The organism is Nostoc sp. CALU 1950 (assembly GCF_051172895.1).
Lineage (GTDB): Bacteria > Cyanobacteriota > Cyanobacteriia > Cyanobacteriales > Nostocaceae > Nostoc > Nostoc edaphicum_A.
On record NZ_JBDNJQ010000045.1, the window covers coordinates 21,967 to 42,559 of the forward strand.

Sequence of the window (20,593 nt, forward strand, 5' to 3'; positions counted from 1 at the left end):
ATCAAAAGGGGAAGGTGGGGGCCCCACGAAGTGGGGATAAGGGGCAGGGGTAAAGGTTAAAGATGTTTTATCCCTTCCCCTTTAACCTTTAACCTTTCCCCAATCCTCACAAGCGCATTTACGGTTTGGCAGACCATTAGTTACCAAGGCTAGTAACTGCATCTTTAACTTTCCGCTTTTTTAAGAAGCCAGACATAAATGGTCGCTCAAAAAATAAATAAAACCAGTAAGCAATGACGAGTGACAATGCTGTGCCTAATAAATAGGATGCTGCGGCAAACATATCTGGTGAGATGGGCAGATAAAACAGAAAGTAACGCACGAAGACTAAAACTGGCCCATGAATCAGATATAGGCTATAAGAAAACGTACCAAGTGCGATCGCCCAAGGATGTTGTAATATCCGTAGGACTAAGGATGGCTGTTTACCCTCAATTATTGACTTGGTTAAGGAAATAAATAAACAAGCAAAGGCAAGACCGGCGAAACTCTGATTAATCCATATATGCAATCCTAGTTGTCGCCATTCAGTTATAAAAGCAATAGAGGTAAAGATAATCGCTAGCCGTCCCCAAGGTAGAGAATTTCTCATAGCTACTAGCTTGGGTTTTTGGGAAAATCCAATCTCTGCTGCTGCCATTCCTAAACAGAATATGCCTAAGAGCCAAGGATTGGCTTGTTCAAGAAATCCATTGAACAAATATATAGGTGTTAGACCAATTACAAAGGCGATGATGACAAGCATCAACAATCCAAAACCCCGCCATATAGGCAACAGTAATAGCGGAAACAAAAAGTACATTTGCCATTCTGTTGGAATACTCCACATAGGTGAGTTGATAGTTATGTATGTACTCTCGCTAAGATTGTGAACTAATAGCAGGTGAGATAAAACATCAATCAAAGAGAATTTAGGAGAAAATGAGCCTAGTCCGGCTAATTCATTCCATTCAAAACTGGTAAATCTCTCTAAGATGAAGACAATTGCTCCTATTAGCAGACAGAACAATAAAGCTATGTAGTACGGGGGTAAAATTCGCCGCGATCGCCTCTTGATATAATTAATCAAACTCCCTGGCAATTGGCCGTTTTCAGAACGCGCTACTGGCAGCATCAAAACATAGCCAGAAAGTACAATAAAACTAATTACACTAAATGCACCATATTTCATAGTCCTCACAAAAAATAACCAGTGTATAGGTAATTGCTCTCCAATTCCAGGCTCAACGTGAACAAGTACAACATAGAGAGATGCTAATCCACGTAAGCCATCCAAGTAAGGAAGATGAAGTCTCTTATCAGTAGATTTTTCTGTTATTTTAGTCATTGACTTTATTTCCTACTATGGTTTTGCTGATAGATAAATTTACCTCTGGTTAAGGTGTTTAATAATACTCAGATTGTCTGTTTTATTGCCATTATTTTTAAGATGACATAGGCAATTCTGTAGACTGGGCAAATTCTTTACCGTCACGCTTTTTGATTACTCGTGCAGGTACACCCACAGCTACCGAAAATGGGGGAATATCTTTAGTAACAACAGCGCCAGCACCAATAACACTACCTTGACCAATGGTGACACCATCTAATACTTTCACCCCATGTCCTAGCCAACAGTCATCCTCAATCACGATCCCTTTGCAAGTAATACCTTGGTATTTAATTGGTTCTGTTGGATCTGCAAAATTGTGATTATTGCCATATATTGCAGTGTGGGCTGCAATTAAACAGTGTTTGCCAATTTTGATGTCTCCAGGGCCAGCAATACAAACACTAGGGCCAATAAAAGTATCTTGACCAATGTGAATAGAAGTGTTGTTTAGTGCCCCAATTAAAACGCTACGCTCAAGGATAACTCCATTTTCTAGATGAATTCTATTGTTTTCGTGTCCTTTTCCATCTATACGAACACCTTTGAAAATATAAACTCCATTCCCAATTTCAATAGCATCAGTACTAATAAATTCAACACCGTCTTGAATATAAACTGAGCTACCTATCCTAGAAAAAATAGTGCGATATAGTAAAGTACGTAACTTTACGCCCCCAAAAATTGTTGGAATATCGCCTAAAAAAGTAGTTAATACAAGTTGTTGAAACCGCTTCAATTTTGAAAAGTCTTTCAAGTTATTCATGACTATATTATTTCCAGCTAAATTGTGTTCTTGGCGATTTATGGAATCGTGAAATACCTAAATGAAGACATCCTGTATTTGAGTCTTGTTATATACCATCTATATTTAGATATATGCATTTTTAACTTGCAGATATATAACAAATAAGATGGCTAAGATAAAATTTTTCAACCATTTGAAAAACCCAAGGCAAGCTCTAAATCTAAAAGCTATTAGATACAGGTGTTATTTAATTGTTAGACATAGCTATGAAATGCTGTAATGACAGCAGTTTGCAAGTGTCTAAATTTCTACTGTATTATTTAGTACGTATACTACTTGAAAATTAGAGGCAATACTTTTTAATATTCGGAACTGATGAATACTGAAGCTTAATGCTTTACCACAACATCAAACACCTAACTATAAATGTGTATTAGTTAGTAATTTGACAAGCTACTATAATTCAGATATTCAGTCATCAAATATCAAAATAGTTATTTCAATTCAACTACATCTTTTTATACTGTTCCAAAGCCGGAATCAAATTTCCTCTCTGCCATCAAGATGTAATTGTCGAATTCCTCGTAAAATTTCCAAGCAAGTACAAGCGCGTTAAATTAAGGGGGAGTATCTCCAACTTCAGCCATCACATTGAAGTTAACCATTGGAGCAAACAAATAAATACTTCCCCGATTACTATAACGGCTTACTTGCAGCCAGTTTTTAGAGTCTGCTGCTTTTGTCATCATTACGTACACAGAGAATTTACATATTCACTAAAGCGCCTTTATAGTGACAAAATTAGTGTGCTTTCACCATCGTAGAAGAGACTTACAAAAGTATCATCAAGAAACCGTAAAGTTTAAATGAAAAATATAAAGTTTTGAAAATAAGCGTATTTTTATAATCAGTAATTTACTGATTTAAGATATTAATGATACTATCTATAAGTCTCTATTAATTAAATATATAACCACTCAAAATCAGAGTAAATACAGATATAAAAAAGCGACCAATATTCTATGTTTTGTGCTTTATTAGACTGTTAATTCATGATTTTGAGTAGTGCCAATAACCTTTTTACTGGTGTTTGACAAAAATCTAGCTAAACAGTAAAACAGGAATGTGGCTGCTGCGTAGCATTTGGGCTGTAGTACTGCCAATGACTAAGTGCCGAATGCGGCTGTGCCTGTAGGTTCCCATAATCAGTAAATTAATATCTTGCTTTTCTATGTAGTTGGCTATAACCTTTTCTGGTTCGCCATGTATTAGGGACTTCCAAGAAATAAATTATCCAATCTTGTGGGGTGGGCATCTTGCTCGACTTTGGTTACTGGGCGGGCGGGGATCAACAACTGCCTAAAATTATAGCCAACCACTTTTCAAACATCCTGTAATATTAATCCTCAGTGATCAACTTTCTCTCTTCAGGGAGTAAGGTAGTTTCATCTTTAAAGCGATCGCTATCGAGGGATTTGGCTTGAGTTATATAGGGTTTGATAATTAGACTGACGCCTATTGTCCAACCTAATGCAACCATCCAACCTGCGAGAATGTCACTGGGAAAATGAACGCCCAGATAGATACGACACCACGCAATAGCTATGATGTATAAGCTACCCAATAGGAGAACCAACAAGCGCCAGGAACTAGCCCAAGTGAAGAATAGCAAAATTGCTACCAAAGTTATACTCGTCATGGCATGAGCACTGGGAAATGAAAAACTATACTCAGGTGCAATGGAATGCCACAATTGTGGACGCACTCGATGCATTAATTCCTTTGCTGTGCGGTTGATAATCACACTTCCCAATGAGGCGGTGAGTAAATAAGCTAGCGATCGCCAGCGTTTTTGACGTAGTAGTATTATTGCGATCGCACCTAAAATCGGTATCGCTGTCCAAGGCAATCCAATTATAGCTAGCGTCACTGCTAAAAAATCAAGCTGTGGGTTGGCTGTAGAATGAACCGCTAACAAAATAGGCACATCCCACGGAAAGCCTGCTTCATTCTCCCATATCTTCGCTGTCAGGATTTCAAAGACCTGCAAAGGTAAATATACTCCGATTAAGAGGAGTAAGAGCGATCGCCAACGAGCAATCAACAGATTTTTGAGAAAAGAAAGCGGCGACTGACTCTCTTTATTCGCTATTTTCCCTTTTTCCATATCTAAATTAAAAGACTGAACAACGACTTCACTGATTACAAATTACTGGAATCTTGAGAAGTTCCACAATGTTTACAGTATGACAAATGTTTATAAGTAAGATTATGACAGTTTTGGCATTCAATGTCCTGATAATAACCACAGTGCGGACAGTAAGTATCAAGATGTCGAATTTTCTTGGCACAATTGACACAGCGTGACTTTTGAACTCTGCTAGCTGCTTGGACTTTAGGATTAAATACAAATTTTTGAAAAAACTGAATAATTCCAAAACCAATAATTGGAATCAGCAAGATATAAATATAATTGATTAGAAAAAGTAACCCACCAAAAAGGGCACTAATTATATCAAAGAAAAATTTAAAGATTGCACCTATTTGAAGAAACTCAAATATTTTAACGATTAGTGGGATAAAAAATATAACTAGCAAATGCCAGCTAATTAGAGAGATAAGTCCATATCCTCTTCCTTGGGCAAATTTGTGAACTGATAAGGCAATGATAATCAGCGGTAGAAGAAAGAGAGACTGAAAAGCAAGCTGGATACTTGGATACCAAAATGACGCCTGCTGATAGCCTTTGTCAACTTCTCGGAATTGATTGTCATTTTTAATAAAAGCTAGAAAACTAATACTTTCCGGTTTGGCAAGCAGCTCATTTTTAAGAGTAGAAATTTCTTGTTTAAGGGTAGAAATTTGGCGATTATTTTGTTCTAATCTCTGTTTAGCTTTTTCAGCACTGACTTGATTAATTGATTGTTCACGACCCTGACCTGCAATTTTTTCTAAAAGCGTTGAGTCATATTGGGATTTAATAGTGCTATTGGCTTGTTCAAGGGTACTGATTTTAGCTTGTCTCTGATCAATAGTTTTGATGATTTGCTGCTTTTCAGGATTGTTAATTTTATCTTTGTAGTCTGCATATTGCAAGCACGTTGTAGAAACCTTACCTAGGTGACCTACTTCGGCTTGTTGATAGTTTTGCTGAAAACTCTGTTGATTGTTTATGTTATATGGTAATGAAAGTTTAACAATTTCATAGTCTTTATCTTGAGTGGTTTTTGCTCGGTAATTTTGCCACTCTGAATAACATGGATAAGCCTCAGTTGGGCTGATATGCCATCTGCTAATATCATCGAGTCCGGTAAAAACATTAATTAAGATAAAAATATCAATTATAATAACGACTATCAAACTCACTTTATTCAGTGGTTCGTTGTCGATTTTCCTTGATTTACTGAAAAACTGACTCAAAAGACGGCGAATTCTAGCAAACATATTTTTTTTGAATAAATTGAAGTGTAATCCGAATTAATTTTATATGATCGGTAGTGACTAGCTAGTACAATACGGCGTAAATAAGGTTAGGGTATAAATAATGTAGATAACTGGATTACTTATGCCTTGCCAAGCGCTAACAATTACCTTGAGTGATGCAAACCAGGAAGCCCTCGAAAAATTAGCGAATCGACCCAGTACGCCATAACAAATAGCACAACGTGCCCGGTTTGTGCTAAAAGCTGCTGAGGGGAAAAATAATGCCGAAATTGCTCGGACGCTCGATATCAGCATCAAGATGGTGCGGCAGTGGCGACACCGCCCTTGTTGATAGCAGTGAGCAATCCAAGACGGTGACTGAGCGATTGCTTGATAGTTTGCGTCCTGGTGCACCGTTAAAATTTACCCTGGAACAGCAAGTTGAATGCATGGCGATCGCGTGCCGTGACCCAATACAATATGGTCGTCCCATAAGTCATTGGAGCGTTCATGAACTAGCGGATGAGTTATAAGTTTTTCCATCATTAATAATAAAATCAATATTTTTTCTCTTGCGTATGGATTTTCATGCTCTTTTAGCGTTTTTAGTAACCGTTCCTTCTGCTCTTTAGAAAGATGGTTTTTTGCTGGCATAGGTGGCTGATGCTAGGTTAATTACTTAGCTTTATTATACAATCAAGCTGCGTAACAGCTTATTTAGTACGTAATGATGGAAATAAACATATCATTCCATCTGGCTAAAAAGTCTAATTTAATACAAAGTTAGAAGCACGGCAGTATCCACCTCAGCTTTATTAGAGCAATCCTGATATAATAATTTTTCGGATCGTCCTGACCTGAGATGTAGTAATAGATAATCTCTTCATAGGGATAGGAAGCTTTTCCTTCACCAATCAGCTATAAAGCCCTAGAATCATGCTCCTAGTCACGCTAAACTACACTACTGTGCGTTCAATTTTAACTGTCAGGACACTTACACTTATCTATTAATGAGTGGCTTCATAACTGTTTATTCCATTGATATGGACTGGTGCGCTATCCATCGGTTGCTGTTAACAAATCACTTACAAAAAATATGTCAATCAGCTGGATTTACCTCATCATAGCAATTATCTTTGAGGTTTCAGGCACAACTTGCATGAAATTATCGCAGGGATTTACTAAAATAGTTCCTTCGGTATTAATATTTGTCTTCTATGGACTGTGCTTTACTTTTTTGACTTTTGCTCTCAAGAGACTTGAAGTGAGTGTAGCTTATTCTGTCTGGGCTGGATTGGGAACTATCCTAGTTGCGCTTATTGGTATTATCTGGTTTCGTGAATCTGCCACATTGATGAAACTTTTGTCAATCGCCTTAATAATCATAGGGGTAATTGGTATAAATGCAAGTGAATAAATTAAACAAGTATGAGTTTAGGAAAATATCTTTGAATTGATAGACAAAAATGAGATGCTTCCTATCAGTGCTTGTTAGATTCTAGATCAGTCTAAACAATCAGTCTTTAAACGGACATGATCTTAGACATTACCCAGATAAAAAATACCTCGTCAATGTTAAAATAGACGAGGTAAATAAACCAAAACTGATCATTTTGCTGGTTGCTGTTGTAGGGAATACACCAGCAATTTTTATTGTTCCGCTAGCAGAGCAAAATGAGCAGACTTAGCTAAATGCTCTTAAAAGTATAGTAAACCTCGGTAAATATAGCCCACAAGTAATTGACTTTTAATACTTTAGCAGAGACCATCAAAGTCATGCAGCCAAAATGGCAAGTTTTTTATACACTGAGGCGTAAAGAACATTGCATAATAGTATCAACTTACAGCAATTATCAGTAGTTCAACCATAGTTTAGGGATGCACAATTGTGAATCCACACAACGGATTGTGCTTCAAATAAATAGATGAAAAAGACTTGAGCACCAGCTTATTAGGTCAAAATTTATTAAACCCAGCAGAACGACGATAAAGTAACCAGATGAACAGTGGTGAACCCAGCAAGGCGGTGACGGAACCTACTGGTAGTTCTACTGCTCCTAACCTAGAGAGTAAATCTGCAAAAGTCAGCAACCATGCACCTGCAAGGGCAGAGAGTGGTAAAACAAAGCGATGATCTGTACCAACGATGAGGCGGACACCATGAGGGACAACAAGACCAACAAATCCAATCAAGCCACTGATGCTGACAGCACCTGCGGCTAATAGAGTGGCGACACCACCAATTAACAGGCGCGATCGCGTCAACGAAACCCCCAAACCCACAGCCAAATCATCTCCTAAAGCCAGCACGTTTACCGATCGCGCCAACAAGCATCCCCCAATCAATGCAACGATGATATAAGGAGCAGGTGTAGCAATTTCTTGCCAACCCCGTCCATTAAGACTACCAACTAACCAACTGAGCGCAATTTGAATTTGACCGTCTTCAGCTAAAAGCAGCAATGTACTTTGTACAGCACCAAATAAAGAACTCACCGCCACTCCACCTAAAATCAACCGCTCAACAGAAATCCCCGACCCCGCACGACCGAGTAAAATAACGATCGCAGAAGTCAAAATAGCCCCCATCCACGCTGCTAAAGGAATTGCGATCGGGAATATTTGCCACACGATCATCAGAATCACAATTAATCCTGCACCCGCTGAAATGCCTAAAATAAATGGATCAGCAAGACTATTACGTAACATTCCTTGTAGCAGCGCTCCTGACATTCCCAAAGCTGCACCGACAATGAGAGCCGCCGTAATGCGTGGAAGACGCAAATCCCAGAGAATTGTCTGTTTAATTGGATCGCCTTTGTGGAGAATGGCTTGCCACAATTCCGACATATTTAAAGGTACTGCTCCTTGAGAAAGCGACAGTACTAGCGTTACCACCAATGCTGTACCAAGGAGGAAAACAGCCCAAAATACACGGTGTTTAGTAAAAATTGTCTCAAATGGTCTAGGCAACATAATTCGTAATTCGTAATTATTACCCTAAAACTGAAGTCGCTTGCTCAGAAAAATGAATCATCCCTTTTATCTCCATCAATGAACTGAAGTACTATGACTTTCGTTACGAATTACGAATTACGAATTACGAATTATTCCGTCAATTCCAGCCCACCTTGATAGCCAGTGACAATGCGACCACCATCTTTGAGGATGTGGACTTCTATCTGGTCGCTAGCCCAAGTAATTTGGTCTTGGAAAGCTGGGTTTAACACACGAACCCGTTGATTACTAGAAGAAACTGGAGAATCGGGAGAATTAATTGCCAGAGATTGTACAAAAGGCCCGTCAATCAAGATATCGAGTTGTTCTAACAATTCTTGGGAACCTGGTGGTGCGGATTGGGACTGTAGCTGCTTAAGAGTAAACCCAGTAAAAGACATTACATTTAACCCAGCAGCTTTGACTTTCCGAGCTAAAGATGCCAGGGCAGTTGCTTGCCAAAATGGTTCTCCACCAGAGAATGTTACACCCATATTGCGGGGATTGCTAAGAATATTCTCGGCAAGGGTATCCACAGCAATCAATTGGTTAGCCTCAAATGACCAGGAGTTAGTATTAAAGCAGCCAGGACACTCACGAAGACAACCTTGTACCCAGACGACTGCACGACAACCAGGGCCATTAACTTCTGACTGATCAACATAACCCATAATGTTGAGATAGCCAGGGGGAATTTCCATGAGTGCTAGCGATGGGTCAGTTGGCTTAATTTCCATCTCTTTAACTCCTTTGAGCCGTTGCCTGTTAACTGTTAAATATAGCGAATCTCCAGTTATATAACCGTGACAATAGTTATATACAGGAGAATAAAGAAGGCAGGAGGCAGGCTTTAGGGTTTGCAGCAAGCACTAAAGTGCTTAGAGGATGTTTGAAAAGTTTTGGGCGAATATAATTTCGCTACTACACAGGCTAAGTCCACCTGCGTGGACTAGCAGAAAATCGAGTTTTATAACCCAATACGCTTGGGTTAAGGGTTATTGGTGTAGATAATTGGTCTTTGAAGACGCGATAAATCGCGTCTCTACATCAGGGTTTTGTTGCTCATTCTGAACTGTATTGTTTTATAACCCGCGTCGGCGGGTTTTGTATGTGTAGCCGCGACTTCTAGTCGCAGAGGCAACTTATTTTTCAGCCAGAATCGCGTAAATTTCCCGTTTAACTTGCTCTAAAAGCTCACGAACCCGATTTATTCGCTCCATATTGCCACTACGAGCAACCTGCACCACAACAGCAGCTAATTCTGTTGCCGCATTCCGCAGTTCAATAAACTCTTGGGGCTTACCTGTCACAAAACTTTTGAAGGTATCCCAAGGAGAGTCCGAAGTTTCCTGTTGGGTACGTTCTGCCAATAATTGTCTACCCTCATCCGTAATCGTGTAAATCCGTTTGCCGCCTTCCTGGGCGCTCTTGAGATAACCACCTTCTTCCAGCAATTGGAGTGTTGGATACACTGAGCCAGGACTGAGGCGACGGAAACCACCATAGCGAGTTTCCATCTCTTTAATCAGGTCGTAACCATGACTAGGATGCTCGGATAACAATTCCAGCAGAATGAACTTGATGTCACCCCGACGAGTCCGATATTCATCTCCCCAACCACGACCAAATATTTCATTGCCAAAGTGTTTCTCATGATGTCTACCATGATGTTTGCCATGTTGAAACCAAGACCTGACAAGCAATGAATCATCTTCGTTAACTCCTGCCCATGCAGGTGTTCCAAAGCGTGACCGAAAATGTCTAAACATAAGTGAATCTCAAATCAACTTTCTCTAATATACGATATATCGGAATATATCACGATATATCGGAATAGAATTTTGATGAAGATTTTTGAAGTGTAAAAGAGATTAGGGACTGAAAAGAGGCAAAGGGAAAGGGGTAGGGTGCTGCTCTTGCTGAGGAGAATGACACTAAGAAAAGCCGCAAAAGCTCGTTCTGACTGATTCCCCGCTTCCAGGCTGGGAATCAGTCAGAAAAAGGACTGTATCTTTTACGAGCGAGAGTAGTCCTGGTAAACACTTGTATTAGAAGTTGCAAGTTGCTAATTTTGCCTCAAGATTTTTTGCTTCGTTAAGGTATAAAATAAAACAAAATTTTCACTTAATAAAAAATGCCTTAGCATTTTAAAATACAGGATTAAGCCACAATCAAAAAATTTTATCCTAAAATCAAATATTCAGTGAATTTACGTATGCAAATTTAAGTCTTCTCAATGAATAGTAGAATTAGCCCATACAGGAGAAGACAGTGACGCTCTTAAACGAAGCTCAAATAGAGCAGCTAAAGGAAATAACCACACACTTGCGACAAGTAAGACAAGAAAAATCCATCCGCATAGAAGAAATAGCCGCTCAAACACTAATTAGAGCAGGTGTTTTGCAAGCTTTAGAAGAAGAACGATTTGAAGAATTGCCTGAGCCTATTTTTGTTCAAGGATTCATCCGTCGCTATGGAGATGCTTTAGGACTGGATGGAAATGCTCTATCTTACACCTTTATAAGCAATGTTGTCCGCCAAGACTCCAATAAGAATCATAAAAATTCAGACAACAAGCCAAATACATACATACCTCTTGTTTTTACCTACATTCTATTATTAGTAGCTGCATCTACTGGCCTTTTATATATACTTAACCCACCACAAATTGCATCTGAAACCGTGACTCCAGAAGTCAATGGTGAACAATCAATAGTCACTAATCAGTGAGTGGGGAAGATGGGGAAGATGAGGGAGAAATAAGCAGTGCCCAATCCCCAATACCCCATACCCAATTTCAAGATATTTGCGGTTTACGCAGATGCCAAGTAGTGGATTGCTCATAGGCATAAGCTACTTGAAACAGTAGGTCTTCTCGGAGCACATTGCCAATTAACTGTAATCCTATTGGTAGCCCCTGATCATCAAAACCACATGGCAAACTTAAACTGGGTAAACCAGCAAGATTCACAGGAATAGTCATTAAGTCAGTTAAATACATACTTAAGGGGTCAGTAGTTTTTTCCCCTGCTTTGAATGCTGTAGTGGGAGATGTGGGACAAACTAACACATCAACCGCACCAAAAGCCTTTTCAAAGTCTTGCTTAATCAAGGTACGGACTTTTTGCGCTTTCAGGTAGTAGGCGTCATAGTAGCCAGCTGAGAGGGCATAAGTGCCAATCATAATCCGGCGTTTGACTTCTGTACCAAAACCAGCGGCACGGGTACGAGTATACATTGATAGCAGATTATCGGCATCAGGAGCGCGATACCCATATTTCACGCCATCATAACGAGCCAGGTTGGCTGATGCTTCTGATGGGGCGATGATGTAGTAGGTGGGTAAGCCATAGCGAAAACGGGGACAAGAAATTGTGTGAATCTCTGCTCCCAAACTTTGTAGTTGATCTACTGCTTTGGTAACAGCTTGTGCTACTACAGGGTCTAAACCTTCACCAAAAGTTTCTTGAATGATACCAATTCTTAGCTGACCTCTGGGTTTGAAGTCTGGTTTTAAGCTAGCAGCGTAGTTAGGAATGGGAACTTTCAGGCTGGTAGAGTCTTTGGGATCGTGACCTGCGATCGCACTTAATAATATTGCCGCATCTTCTACCGTGTTTGCAAATGGCCCAATTTGATCTAAAGATGAAGCATAAGCCACCAAACCATAACGGGAAACTAAACCATAAGTTGGTTTCATCCCCACCACGCCGCAGAAAGATGCAGGTTGGCGAATCGAACCGCCAGTATCAGAACCGAGAGCAACTACACATTCTTGGGCCGACACCGCCGCCGCAGAACCCCCCGAAGAACCACCTGGAATTCGTGACAAATCCCAAGGATTAGCCGTAACTTGGTAGGCAGAGTTTTCTGTAGAACTGCCCATTGCAAACTCATCCAAGTTGGTTTTGCCTACCATTACCGCCCCAGCATCAGCCAGTTTTTGTGTTGCCGTTGATTCATAAGGCGGCACAAAATTTTCCAAAATCCGGGAAGCGCAGGTGGTAGGAACTCCCTTGGTACACATATTGTCTTTGATACCCACAGGAATTCCTGCTAGCAGTCCAATTTCTTCTCCCGCAGCGATTTTGGCATCCACAGCACCCGCTTGCTCTAATGCCCGTTCTGCCGTCACACACAAAAAGCTGTGCAGTTTCGGCTCTAACGCTTGAATGCGATCTAAAGCTTCTTGGGTAATTTCAACGGCAGAACGTTCTTTCTTAACCAGTTGTTGGTGCAACTCGCGGATGGATGCCATGATTGCTCTCTTTATGACTCACTCAAGTCATTGATTTTAGTACATATTGGTCGATATTGGTATCGCTATTGGGCATTGGGCATTGGGCATTGGGCATTGGGCACTGTTTATTTCTCCCTCATCTCCCCCTGCTCCCCTGCTTCTTCCCCTGTACAAACCATCTAAACTAAGCGGATTAATATGTATTGAAATGTGTTTAATAAGTTTAAAAAAGTAGCAAATATATGGCTATTAACTGTCTATTGAATAGTTTACCAAAGTTTTGATATATATTTGCTACTTTTGTGTAAGAGTATAGCAGTGTTTTCTAGTGATATAATTTTGTATTATAAGTACTATTAAGAATACATTTTTTACGATTTTATCAATTAATTAATTTCGTAAAACTTTTTTCAGGGGTAGGGTAGGATGATAAAAATAGCTACACGCAAATATTTAGGCAAACAAAATGTCTATGACATTGGGGTTGAGCGTGACCATAATTTTGCAATCAAAAATGGCTTAATAGCTTCCAATTGTTTCAATAAATCCCATTCAACAGCCTATGGTTATGTAACTTATCAAACAGCATATTTAAAAGCTAATTATCCATTGGAATATATGGCTGCGCTGTTAACCGCTAACAGTGGTGATACCGATAAGGTACAGAGATATATTACTAACTGTACAAATATGGGGATTTCCATAGATCCGCCAGATATTAACCGTTCCGGTGTTGATTTTACGCCAACGGCAGGAAAGATTCTGTTTGGATTTTCGGCGGTGCGTAACGTGGGGCAAAATGCGATCGCTTGTATTTTGGAAGCGAGAAATGAGACAGGAGAGTTTAAGTCCCTTGCGGATTTTTGCGATCGCGTCGATTTACGTGCTGTTAACCGCCGAACTCTAGAGTCGCTGATTTATTGTGGAGCCTTTGACAAAATTGAACCCAACCGCCAACAGTTAATTAACGACTCAGAATTAGTGTACGATTGGGCACAATCTCGCGCTAAAGACAGAGCCAGTGGTCAAGGTAATCTGTTTGATTTATTGGGCGATGGTTTTTCTTCGACTCAGAATAAAAGAGCAAACAATGCCTTTGAAACTGCTCCCAAATCTAAACCCGTGACGGATTTACCCCCACAGAAAAAATTGCAGATGGAGAAAGAATTATTAGGTTTTTATGTATCAGATCATCCATTGAAATCCTTACGACAAATAGCACCACTTTTGACTCCAATTAACCTTTCACAACTGGGAGAACAAAGGGAAGATACAAGACTTTGTGCAGTTGTCATGTTAAATAACGTCAAAAAAGTGGTGACTAAAAAAGGCGATCAGATGGCAATTTTGCAAATAGAAGACTTAACTACACAATTAGAAGCTGTAGTTTTCCCGAAAACTTATGAACGCATTAGTTCCCTACTCCAAGTTGATACTAGATTAATTATTTGGGGAAAAGTAGATCGACGCGATGAGCAAACTCAATTTATTCTTGAAGATGCAGAACCAGTGGAAACAGTACAAATGGTGATGGTGGAATTAAATCCTCAGCAAGCAGGTAACATGGAAGACTTACATCGCTTGAAAACAATTTTGCAAGAACATTCAGTAGACAAAGAAAAGGCAAAAATGCCAGTGATTGGAATTATCCAAACTGAAACTTCTCGTAAACTTGTTCGCTTGGGTTGGCAATTTTGCGTACAAGATTCTAGAATAACCGTTCAAGCTTTGCAAAATGCTAGTTTTCCTGCTCATATAAAATCGCTGACTGGTAGCTGACACCAGAAGTGAAAAATCCACCAATACTGAAAAGCAGCTTAAAAATTCGTTGATTGAACTGTCAACAGTAAATCGCCTTAAGTATTCAGGATTTTAATCGTTTTTTTAGTTACTTATGCTGATGATAATTTCCTTGAGGGAGTGGTATCTTTTTATGCTAAGACCCTTAAGGCTGCGACCGGGGGAAGGAGTTAGAACTTGATGATTGTAAACGAGCTACATAGATTTGTTTCATACTGTAAAAAAATTCAACCCCAAACTCACGAGGACATTCAAAAATTTTTTGAAGGAGTGATATTGTTTCCTTATGATAAGGAACTTCTATTACAAGCTTATTTATTTCTGAATATTAAAGAATTGTTTCCCTCGTGCGCTGAATTGCTGTTATTTGAAAAGTCTCCAATTTCAGATTATACAGATTTAGGAAAGTGTGATTTTGTCTTCTTGACCTTTAAAGGTAGTCTGTTTTTAATTGAAACTAAGTTTATTGATACAGAAGCAACTGGAGCGACAGAACGGAAAAGAAGAAATAAACATAGAAACAAGGTGTTTGAGCAAGTTATTACTCTAAAAGGTAGATTTAGCGAATATTGGAATATGAGGCTAGATCAATTAGAGTGCGGGGTTTTCACAACAGATCCAGAAGTTGCTTGGCGAGGAAATGGTGTGAATGTCATATCTAAATCAATATCTATAGATAAACTTGAACAATGGCGAAGAAGTTATCACAGTAGTGAAAAGTTTTTATCTCATCAAGATGGATCAAAGTTTGAGGAGAAGGTTAATTTTAAAAGTTGAGCCAAGACCCAAATATACTTCTTAGAGTGAATGGTGTATGGGGCATAAGTTCAATTCGCAATTCGCAATTAACAATGCCCCATACACCAACCCAGAGAAATCATCTGGGTTTTCCTTCCATCAATCTTTACTGCCAAACATAGATAAGGACAAACAAAATAATCCAGATAACATCGACGAAGTGCCAGAACAACGAGGTTGCATTGACGCCGAAGTGACCTGTATCGTAATTGCCAGGGATGAAAGAACGGATCAAAATTATTAACTGCAACAGGATACCAGTGAAAACGTGCAAACCGTGGAAGCCTGTAAGTAGATAAAACGTTCCACCAAATACCCCGGAAGTGAAACCAAAGGCGAGGCCGTTCCATTCAATCGCCTGTCCAACTAAAAAGTAAGTTCCCATCGCCATTGTTGCCAAGAGAAACAGGCGGAATTTTACTAAGTCGTGGCGTTGAAGGGCGCGTTCTGCTAAGTAAATTACAAAGCTACTAGCAACCAGAATTACTGTGTTGATTGTCGGTTCTTTTACTTCTAGTCCAGAAACACCTGCTGGTAGCCAGTTAGGGGTTGTTGTTTTGTAGATGGCATATCCAGCGAAAAAACTTAAGAAGATGACGCTTTCTGAGAGGAGGAAGACGATGAAGCCAAACATTTTGTTGCCTTCTTCGTCGTGGGTATGTTCTGCGGCTGTGTGGTGCAATTCTTCGGAATTGATATAGCTGTCCATTTTGCTTTTTGAGGGGGGGAATTTGAAACGCAAAGGTACGCAAAGGGAAGCGCAGAGGTACGCGGAGGGTTTTTGCGTCTTCCCGATAGTTTGCGTTTATTCTGGGAGGTTGGCTGTTAAGGGTTCTGATTTGCCGTAGCCGTAGGGTTCGGAGATGATGATGGGAGTTTCTTCAAAGTTTTCTACTGGGGGGGGTGAAGAAACTAACCACTCTAGTCCGATTGCTCGCCAAGGGTTAGCGGGTGCTTTCTCGCCTTGCATCCAAGAAATCACCATGTTGAATATGAAGGGCAAGGTGGACATTCCTAAGAGAAATCCGCCGAGGCTAGCGATGATGTTCCAGAATTGATACTCAGGGGCGTAAGAAGCAACTCGGCGTAACATCCCTTGCAATCCCAAGGGGTGCATGGGCAAAAAGTTGAGGTTTGTGCCGATGAAGGCTAACCAGAAGTGGATTTTACCCCAGCTTTCGGAGTACATTCGCCCGGTCATTTTGGGGAACCAGTGATAAATGGCTGCAAATAAGCCCATCGTCACAGTGCCATAGAGGACGTAGTGGAAATGTCCCACCACAAAGTAAGTATTGTTAACGTGGACATCAACGGGTACTGAGGAAAGCATGATGCCTGTGATTCCGGCGAAGACAAACATGACTAATGCACCCAAGGCAAACAGCATAGCGGTATTTAGCCGCATTTTACCGCCCCAAATAGTTGCTACCCAAGCAAATACTTTAATTCCTGTGGGGACAGATACAAACATCGTTGTCATCATGAAAATCAACCGCATCCAGCCAGGAGTACCGCTGACGTACATGTGGTGTACCCAAACGATACCGCTGACTACTGCAATCAACATTGATGAAACAGCAACTACTTTGTAACCAAATAGGGGTTTACGTGAATAAACTGGGAAGATTTCTGAGAAAATGCCGAAGATGGGCAAAATAATCACGTAAACGGCGGGGTGGGAGTAGAACCAGAAGTAATGCTGGAACATCACTGGATTCCCACCCTTGGCGGGGTCAAAAAAGGCAGTGCCAGCAGTTAAGTCTAGTAGCAGCATTACCGCGCCAGCTGTTAGGGCTGGTAGTCCAAAAAGTTGGATGATTTGGGCGCTAAATACTGCCCAGACAAACAACGGCATTTTAAAGAAGCCCATTCCTGGGGCCCGCATCTTAACGATTGTGGTGACAAAGTTCACTGCCCCCATAATTGAAGATACGCCAGATATTGCTACTGCTAGCAACCAGAGAACTTGACCATTAATCAAGTTACCTGTGGGATTCTGGAGACTAACTGGCGGGTAAGACCACCAGCCAGCTTGGGCTGGGCCACCAGGAACAAAGAAGCTACCCATCATCAAAATCCCAACTACTGGTACCATCCAAAAGGCGACGGCATTCAGGCGGGGAAATGCCATATCTCGCGCCCCAATCATCAGGGGTACTAGATAGTTGGCAAAACCAACGAGTGAGGGAAATGTCCACAAGAACAGCATCACAGTGCCGTGCATGGTGAACATCCCGTTATAGACGGTGCGATCGACTAAATCTGATTCGGGTGTCATCAGTTCTCCCCGCATCACCATCGCAAAGATACCGCCGACGAGAAAGAAGAAAAATGAAGTAACGAGATACTGGATACCAATTACCTTGTGGTCAGTACTAAAGCTGAAGTATTCTTTCCAGCTACTCGGAGATTCGTGGTTAGGCTTCTCATCAGGGAGGAGGATACCTTCAATAGGAACATTAGTCATGGTTACTTTCCTTTCAACCAGGTGAATTGACTAGAGGAGGTGCAGCAGGTGGAACTGTAACCCAACCAGTTTGAACTGATTGATGGGATGTTTGGGCATACTCAGAAGCCGCTTGATTATTTGCTATGGATGGCTTTTGGGTTGCAGCTTGTGCCAGCCATTGCTGATAATCTTCAGGAGATTCGACGATGACATTCGCTTGCATCGTCGCAAAGTATGTACCGCTATATTGAGAATCGGTCAATCGGTATTGTCCGGGGCGGATGGGAGTAAATTCAAAGTCGATCGCATGGTTAGGAATAATATCCTGCTTGAGGCGGAACGCAGGAATATAGAAGCCGTGCAAAACATCCTGTGATTTCAGCGCTAAACGTATCCGGCGATCGCTCGGTAAATGCAATTCGGTACTGGTAATATCTCTTTCGGGATAATGAAAAACCCACGCCCACTGTTTGGCTAGTACGTCTATTTTTTCTACAGGTTCCGCTAAAGCGTTAGCTGGTGAATCTTTTGGTTCTGCATAAGCCGATTCCATTCCCAATGGATTATGCAAATGAACTATTTCCGATGGGCCTTGAATTCCCATTTGTTCGTAAACTTGGTAGCTGTAGCCCGCAATCCACAACACTAACAGAATTGGGATTGCTGTCCAGACAACTTCTAAGGTGATATTACCTTCAATTGGGGGGCCGTCGGTGAAGTCATCTTTGACCGCCCGATGGAAGATCACAGAATACATTAAAGTACTTGTTACTCCCAAGAAGATGAAGGCACCGAGGGTTACTAAGAAGCTAATCAAATCATCAATTAGTACGGATTCGGCTGCTGCTTGGGGAGGAAGCCAGGAGTAAGACTGCTTGCCGATCCAGAGACTCGTAACAGTCACTGCGATCGCGCCTGTAAGCAGCGTCAAAATATTTAAAATCTTCTGGATTTTCATTGTCTTTGGTTATTGGGCATTGGGCATTGGGCATTGGTGGGCATGGGGCATTAGTCAAATGACAAATGACAAATGACAAATGACTTATTTGAGTGTTGTGTTCAGGTCTTGGTGCGATCGCAGCAAATTATCTGCCGTATTGTGTACGCCAAACTCGGCGGCTAGTTGCGCTCCTAGTGTGCCGTGGATGTACAGAATGAACATGATTGCTATGCCTGCGAACAGATAGATCCATTGCACTTCTCTATCTGTCTGTTTATATTCTTGTTTGCCCCAAACGAAGCGCTGCCATGCTCTCCAGATGGTCATGCCAACAATCAGCGCTAATAAAAACACACCACCCACACCATGCCAAAGCATAGTTTCCATTGCCTGCAATCCCCAGGCACTCTTCATATCAGCTGGTGGTGCTGCCAACAGCATTTCGTAAAAGCCTGCTCCCACTGTGAAAAATGTAATGATGCTGGCAGCTAACATGTTGTACCAGCCAACATCAAATAAGTTGTCACGTTCGACAGTAATTGCCAAAAATTTGAAGACCCATTTTTCAAAGGGGAACAGAACACCAACAATATCAAAGGTCATCGCAATGATGAACAAACCTATTGTCAGATGCACTAAGTTGGGATGAATGGGAATTGTGTAAGGTAATCCGTTTGGGCCTAGAGAGTCGGTTAATTGGTTAATCAATTCTGAGTTCATCGCAACAGACCATCCTTTACTGCTTCCACAACTGGTACGGTATGCAATCCATAGACCCAAACAAGTTCATCGCCGAGATATACTTGTAAGCCAACTATTAGGGTTAAAACTAGTCCGGCTCCCAAATAATAAATCGGTACTTTTTGCGGGTTACGGGCACGAATTACATAGCGCCAAGCTGTAATCGCTGTGATAATTCCTGAAAGCGACCAACCAATTAGCGTATGTAAATTCAGCACCGATTTAGCTAGGCTGTAAGGCTGTGCTAATCCTGCTTCAAACTGACCAAAAATAATTGCAACGAAGATTGCGATCGTGGCAACCAACATATTCCACCAACTCACCTCAAAAAGACCGGATTTACCAGTAAAATAGCCAATTACATCACAGAAGAAGGAAAACAACACCATCGCAATTACGAAGTGGACAACGATGGGATGAATCGTATCTGGATAGGGCAAATTGTGGTCGTTCAAGGATGTCAAATACTCAATCATCTTCTTCTCCTGGACATATCTACCGCACTTTGGTGAATCAATTTTGGATTTTGGATTGGCGATCGCGCAGTCTTAGCGAGCGTCTTTTAGATTTATTCCGTCCCAGACGAGATATAAACTAGAAGACCCTAATCAAAAATCTCAAATCGCTAGTCAAACTTCAATAATTGATGGACACTCACTAACATCACCACAAGTATCCATCCATAATCGACCGAATTCTGTTCAATATCTGCGCTGTTCAATACGCTTAATCATGTCTTAGCTTTTTGTAGTCAAATCTAGTTAAATTGCCTACATGGAATAATTTTGGGTTTGATTCATTTCCTTATGCTAATAGTCTGCAACAGCAATTCTTGATGTAGCTAAATCAAATCGCTGTCGTTTGTTGATTTGCTTAACCTATCCTTTAGCTTAAGTAAATTTTTATGAATTGTCAAAACAATAAATATTAAACTTTTAAAAGTTAGTATTTGACAAAAAAATATTTTAATAATGTATTTGTTTTTGCATTATTTTAAATATAAAAAAAGTCCAGATACGATATTTGTCTGTAAGGTATTTCACAATAATCAAATATTTGTTTGTAATGCAAATAACAAAAATGTTTGA

General features: G+C 40.5%; 21 protein-coding genes. 7 read left to right on the plus strand and 14 right to left on the minus strand.

The window, feature by feature from the left end:
- Positions 1-136 precede the first annotated feature (136 nt).
- The 5 genes from ABF638_RS14630 to ABF638_RS14650 form a co-directional block, all read right to left on the minus strand.
- A complete protein-coding gene (locus ABF638_RS14630; RefSeq protein ID WP_435023395.1) occupies positions 137-1,327 on the minus strand; it encodes an acyltransferase family protein in 1,191 nt (396 codons plus the stop codon).
- Between the two features lie 97 nt (positions 1,328-1,424).
- Positions 1,425-2,135 (minus strand): acyltransferase, encoded by a 711-nt coding sequence (locus ABF638_RS14635; RefSeq protein ID WP_435023396.1) that lies wholly within the window; start codon positions 2,133-2,135, stop codon positions 1,425-1,427.
- Positions 2,136-3,218: 1,083 nt separating this feature from the next.
- Entirely contained in the window at positions 3,219-3,404 is a 186-nt protein-coding gene (locus tag ABF638_RS14640; RefSeq protein WP_435023435.1) for a universal stress protein, read from the minus strand.
- 112 nt (positions 3,405-3,516) lie between these two features.
- Positions 3,517-4,284 carry a phosphatase PAP2 family protein gene (locus tag ABF638_RS14645; protein ID WP_435023398.1) on the minus strand — a complete coding sequence of 256 codons (768 nt, stop codon included), beginning with the start codon at positions 4,282-4,284 and terminating at the stop codon, positions 3,517-3,519.
- 35 nt (positions 4,285-4,319) lie between these two features.
- Complete coding sequence (locus tag ABF638_RS14650) at positions 4,320-5,561, minus strand: hypothetical protein (protein WP_435023400.1); 1,242 nt, start codon at positions 5,559-5,561, stop codon at positions 4,320-4,322.
- A 232-nt stretch (positions 5,562-5,793) separates the two neighbouring features.
- Here ABF638_RS14650 and ABF638_RS14655 point away from each other — a divergent pair, with 232 nt between their 5' ends.
- The 3 genes from ABF638_RS14655 (at position 5,794) to ABF638_RS14665 (ending at position 6,957) form a co-directional block, all read left to right on the plus strand.
- Positions 5,794-5,892, plus strand: coding sequence for a sigma factor-like helix-turn-helix DNA-binding protein (locus tag ABF638_RS14655; RefSeq protein ID WP_435023402.1), 99 nt, complete (start codon positions 5,794-5,796; stop codon positions 5,890-5,892).
- A 22-nt stretch (positions 5,893-5,914) separates the two neighbouring features.
- The gene (locus tag ABF638_RS14660; RefSeq protein ID WP_435023404.1) at positions 5,915-6,073 is read left to right on the plus strand and encodes a hypothetical protein; all 159 of its coding nucleotides are present in this window, start codon (positions 5,915-5,917) and stop codon (positions 6,071-6,073) included.
- Positions 6,074-6,636: 563 nt separating this feature from the next.
- Positions 6,637-6,957, plus strand: a complete 321-nt coding sequence (locus tag ABF638_RS14665) for a DMT family transporter (RefSeq protein WP_435023437.1) — start codon at positions 6,637-6,639, stop codon at positions 6,955-6,957.
- Positions 6,958-7,496: 539 nt separating this feature from the next.
- Here the strand turns inward: ABF638_RS14665 and ABF638_RS14670 are convergent.
- The 3 genes from ABF638_RS14670 to ABF638_RS14680 all read right to left on the minus strand — a co-directional run bounded on the left by ABF638_RS14670 (position 7,497) and on the right by ABF638_RS14680 (position 10,306).
- A complete protein-coding gene (locus ABF638_RS14670) occupies positions 7,497-8,516 on the minus strand; it encodes a FecCD family ABC transporter permease (protein ID WP_435023406.1) in 1,020 nt (339 codons plus the stop codon).
- Positions 8,517-8,647: 131 nt separating this feature from the next.
- A complete protein-coding gene (locus ABF638_RS14675) occupies positions 8,648-9,274 on the minus strand; it encodes a 4Fe-4S single cluster domain-containing protein (protein ID WP_435023407.1) in 627 nt (208 codons plus the stop codon).
- 405 nt (positions 9,275-9,679) lie between these two features.
- A complete protein-coding gene (locus ABF638_RS14680; protein WP_435023409.1) occupies positions 9,680-10,306 on the minus strand; it encodes a PadR family transcriptional regulator in 627 nt (208 codons plus the stop codon).
- A gap of 502 nt (positions 10,307-10,808) precedes the next feature.
- Between ABF638_RS14680 and ABF638_RS14685 the strand changes: the two genes are divergently transcribed.
- Positions 10,809-11,267: a helix-turn-helix domain-containing protein gene (locus ABF638_RS14685; protein ID WP_435023410.1), complete on the plus strand. Its 459-nt coding sequence runs from the start codon at positions 10,809-10,811 to the stop codon at positions 11,265-11,267.
- 67 nt (positions 11,268-11,334) lie between these two features.
- On the opposite strand, the gene gatA is transcribed toward ABF638_RS14685, so the two are convergent.
- Entirely contained in the window at positions 11,335-12,795 is a 1,461-nt protein-coding gene (gene gatA / locus ABF638_RS14690; protein WP_435023411.1) for an Asp-tRNA(Asn)/Glu-tRNA(Gln) amidotransferase subunit GatA, read from the minus strand.
- 408 nt (positions 12,796-13,203) lie between these two features.
- Between gatA and ABF638_RS14695 the strand changes: the two genes are divergently transcribed.
- Positions 13,204-14,556, plus strand: coding sequence for an OB-fold nucleic acid binding domain-containing protein (locus ABF638_RS14695; protein WP_435023413.1), 1,353 nt, complete (start codon positions 13,204-13,206; stop codon positions 14,554-14,556).
- Positions 14,557-14,757: 201 nt separating this feature from the next.
- The gene (locus ABF638_RS14700; protein WP_435023414.1) at positions 14,758-15,354 is read left to right on the plus strand and encodes a hypothetical protein; all 597 of its coding nucleotides are present in this window, start codon (positions 14,758-14,760) and stop codon (positions 15,352-15,354) included.
- A gap of 127 nt (positions 15,355-15,481) precedes the next feature.
- Here ABF638_RS14700 and ABF638_RS14705 read toward each other — a convergent pair whose 3' ends face one another.
- The 5 genes from ABF638_RS14705 to ABF638_RS14725 form a co-directional block, all read right to left on the minus strand.
- Complete coding sequence (locus ABF638_RS14705) at positions 15,482-16,084, minus strand: cytochrome c oxidase subunit 3 (RefSeq protein WP_289796623.1); 603 nt, start codon at positions 16,082-16,084, stop codon at positions 15,482-15,484.
- Positions 16,085-16,180: 96 nt separating this feature from the next.
- Positions 16,181-17,842, minus strand: a complete 1,662-nt coding sequence (gene ctaD, locus ABF638_RS14710) for a cytochrome c oxidase subunit I (RefSeq protein WP_435023416.1) — start codon at positions 17,840-17,842, stop codon at positions 16,181-16,183.
- A gap of 13 nt (positions 17,843-17,855) precedes the next feature.
- Complete coding sequence (locus tag ABF638_RS14715; protein WP_435023417.1) at positions 17,856-18,782, minus strand: cytochrome c oxidase subunit II; 927 nt, start codon at positions 18,780-18,782, stop codon at positions 17,856-17,858.
- Positions 18,783-18,866: 84 nt separating this feature from the next.
- Positions 18,867-19,484 (minus strand): DUF2231 domain-containing protein, encoded by a 618-nt coding sequence (locus ABF638_RS14720; protein WP_435023418.1) that lies wholly within the window; start codon positions 19,482-19,484, stop codon positions 18,867-18,869.
- On the minus strand, positions 19,481-19,981 hold the full coding sequence (locus ABF638_RS14725) for a DUF2231 domain-containing protein (RefSeq protein ID WP_181931323.1): 501 nt from the start codon (positions 19,979-19,981) through the stop codon (positions 19,481-19,483). The genes ABF638_RS14720 and ABF638_RS14725 overlap by 4 nt, the downstream gene beginning before the upstream one ends.
- On the opposite strand from ABF638_RS14725, the gene ABF638_RS14730 reads away from it, so the two are divergent.
- The gene (locus tag ABF638_RS14730; RefSeq protein WP_435023420.1) at positions 19,963-20,103 is read left to right on the plus strand and encodes a hypothetical protein; all 141 of its coding nucleotides are present in this window, start codon (positions 19,963-19,965) and stop codon (positions 20,101-20,103) included. The genes ABF638_RS14725 and ABF638_RS14730 overlap by 19 nt on opposite strands.
- Positions 20,104-20,593 lie beyond the last annotated feature (490 nt).

Excerpts from the sequence above, each read along its gene's own strand:
- ABF638_RS14630 (WP_435023395.1), bottom strand. The coding sequence starts at position 1,327 with ATGACTAAAATAACAGAAAAATCTACTGATAAGAGACTTCATCTTCCT.
- ABF638_RS14635 (WP_435023396.1), bottom strand. The coding sequence starts at position 2,135 with ATGAATAACTTGAAAGACTTTTCAAAATTGAAGCGGTTTCAACAACTT.
- ABF638_RS14645 (WP_435023398.1), bottom strand. The coding sequence starts at position 4,284 with ATGGAAAAAGGGAAAATAGCGAATAAAGAGAGTCAGTCGCCGCTTTCT.
- ABF638_RS14650 (WP_435023400.1), bottom strand. The coding sequence starts at position 5,561 with ATGTTTGCTAGAATTCGCCGTCTTTTGAGTCAGTTTTTCAGTAAATCA.
- ABF638_RS14665 (WP_435023437.1), top strand. The coding sequence starts at position 6,637 with ATGTCAATCAGCTGGATTTACCTCATCATAGCAATTATCTTTGAGGTT.
- ABF638_RS14670 (WP_435023406.1), bottom strand. The coding sequence starts at position 8,516 with ATGTTGCCTAGACCATTTGAGACAATTTTTACTAAACACCGTGTATTT.
- ABF638_RS14675 (WP_435023407.1), bottom strand. The coding sequence starts at position 9,274 with ATGGAAATTAAGCCAACTGACCCATCGCTAGCACTCATGGAAATTCCC.
- ABF638_RS14680 (WP_435023409.1), bottom strand. The coding sequence starts at position 10,306 with ATGTTTAGACATTTTCGGTCACGCTTTGGAACACCTGCATGGGCAGGA.
- gatA (WP_435023411.1), bottom strand. The coding sequence starts at position 12,795 with ATGGCATCCATCCGCGAGTTGCACCAACAACTGGTTAAGAAAGAACGT.
- ABF638_RS14695 (WP_435023413.1), top strand. The coding sequence starts at position 13,204 with ATGATAAAAATAGCTACACGCAAATATTTAGGCAAACAAAATGTCTAT.
- ABF638_RS14700 (WP_435023414.1), top strand. The coding sequence starts at position 14,758 with ATGATTGTAAACGAGCTACATAGATTTGTTTCATACTGTAAAAAAATT.
- ABF638_RS14705 (WP_289796623.1), bottom strand. The coding sequence starts at position 16,084 with ATGGACAGCTATATCAATTCCGAAGAATTGCACCACACAGCCGCAGAA.
- ctaD (WP_435023416.1), bottom strand. The coding sequence starts at position 17,842 with ATGACTAATGTTCCTATTGAAGGTATCCTCCTCCCTGATGAGAAGCCT.
- ABF638_RS14715 (WP_435023417.1), bottom strand. The coding sequence starts at position 18,782 with ATGAAAATCCAGAAGATTTTAAATATTTTGACGCTGCTTACAGGCGCG.
- ABF638_RS14720 (WP_435023418.1), bottom strand. The coding sequence starts at position 19,484 with ATGAACTCAGAATTGATTAACCAATTAACCGACTCTCTAGGCCCAAAC.
- ABF638_RS14730 (WP_435023420.1), top strand. The coding sequence starts at position 19,963 with ATGTCAAATACTCAATCATCTTCTTCTCCTGGACATATCTACCGCACT.
- ABF638_RS14725 (WP_181931323.1), bottom strand. The coding sequence starts at position 19,981 with ATGATTGAGTATTTGACATCCTTGAACGACCACAATTTGCCCTATCCA.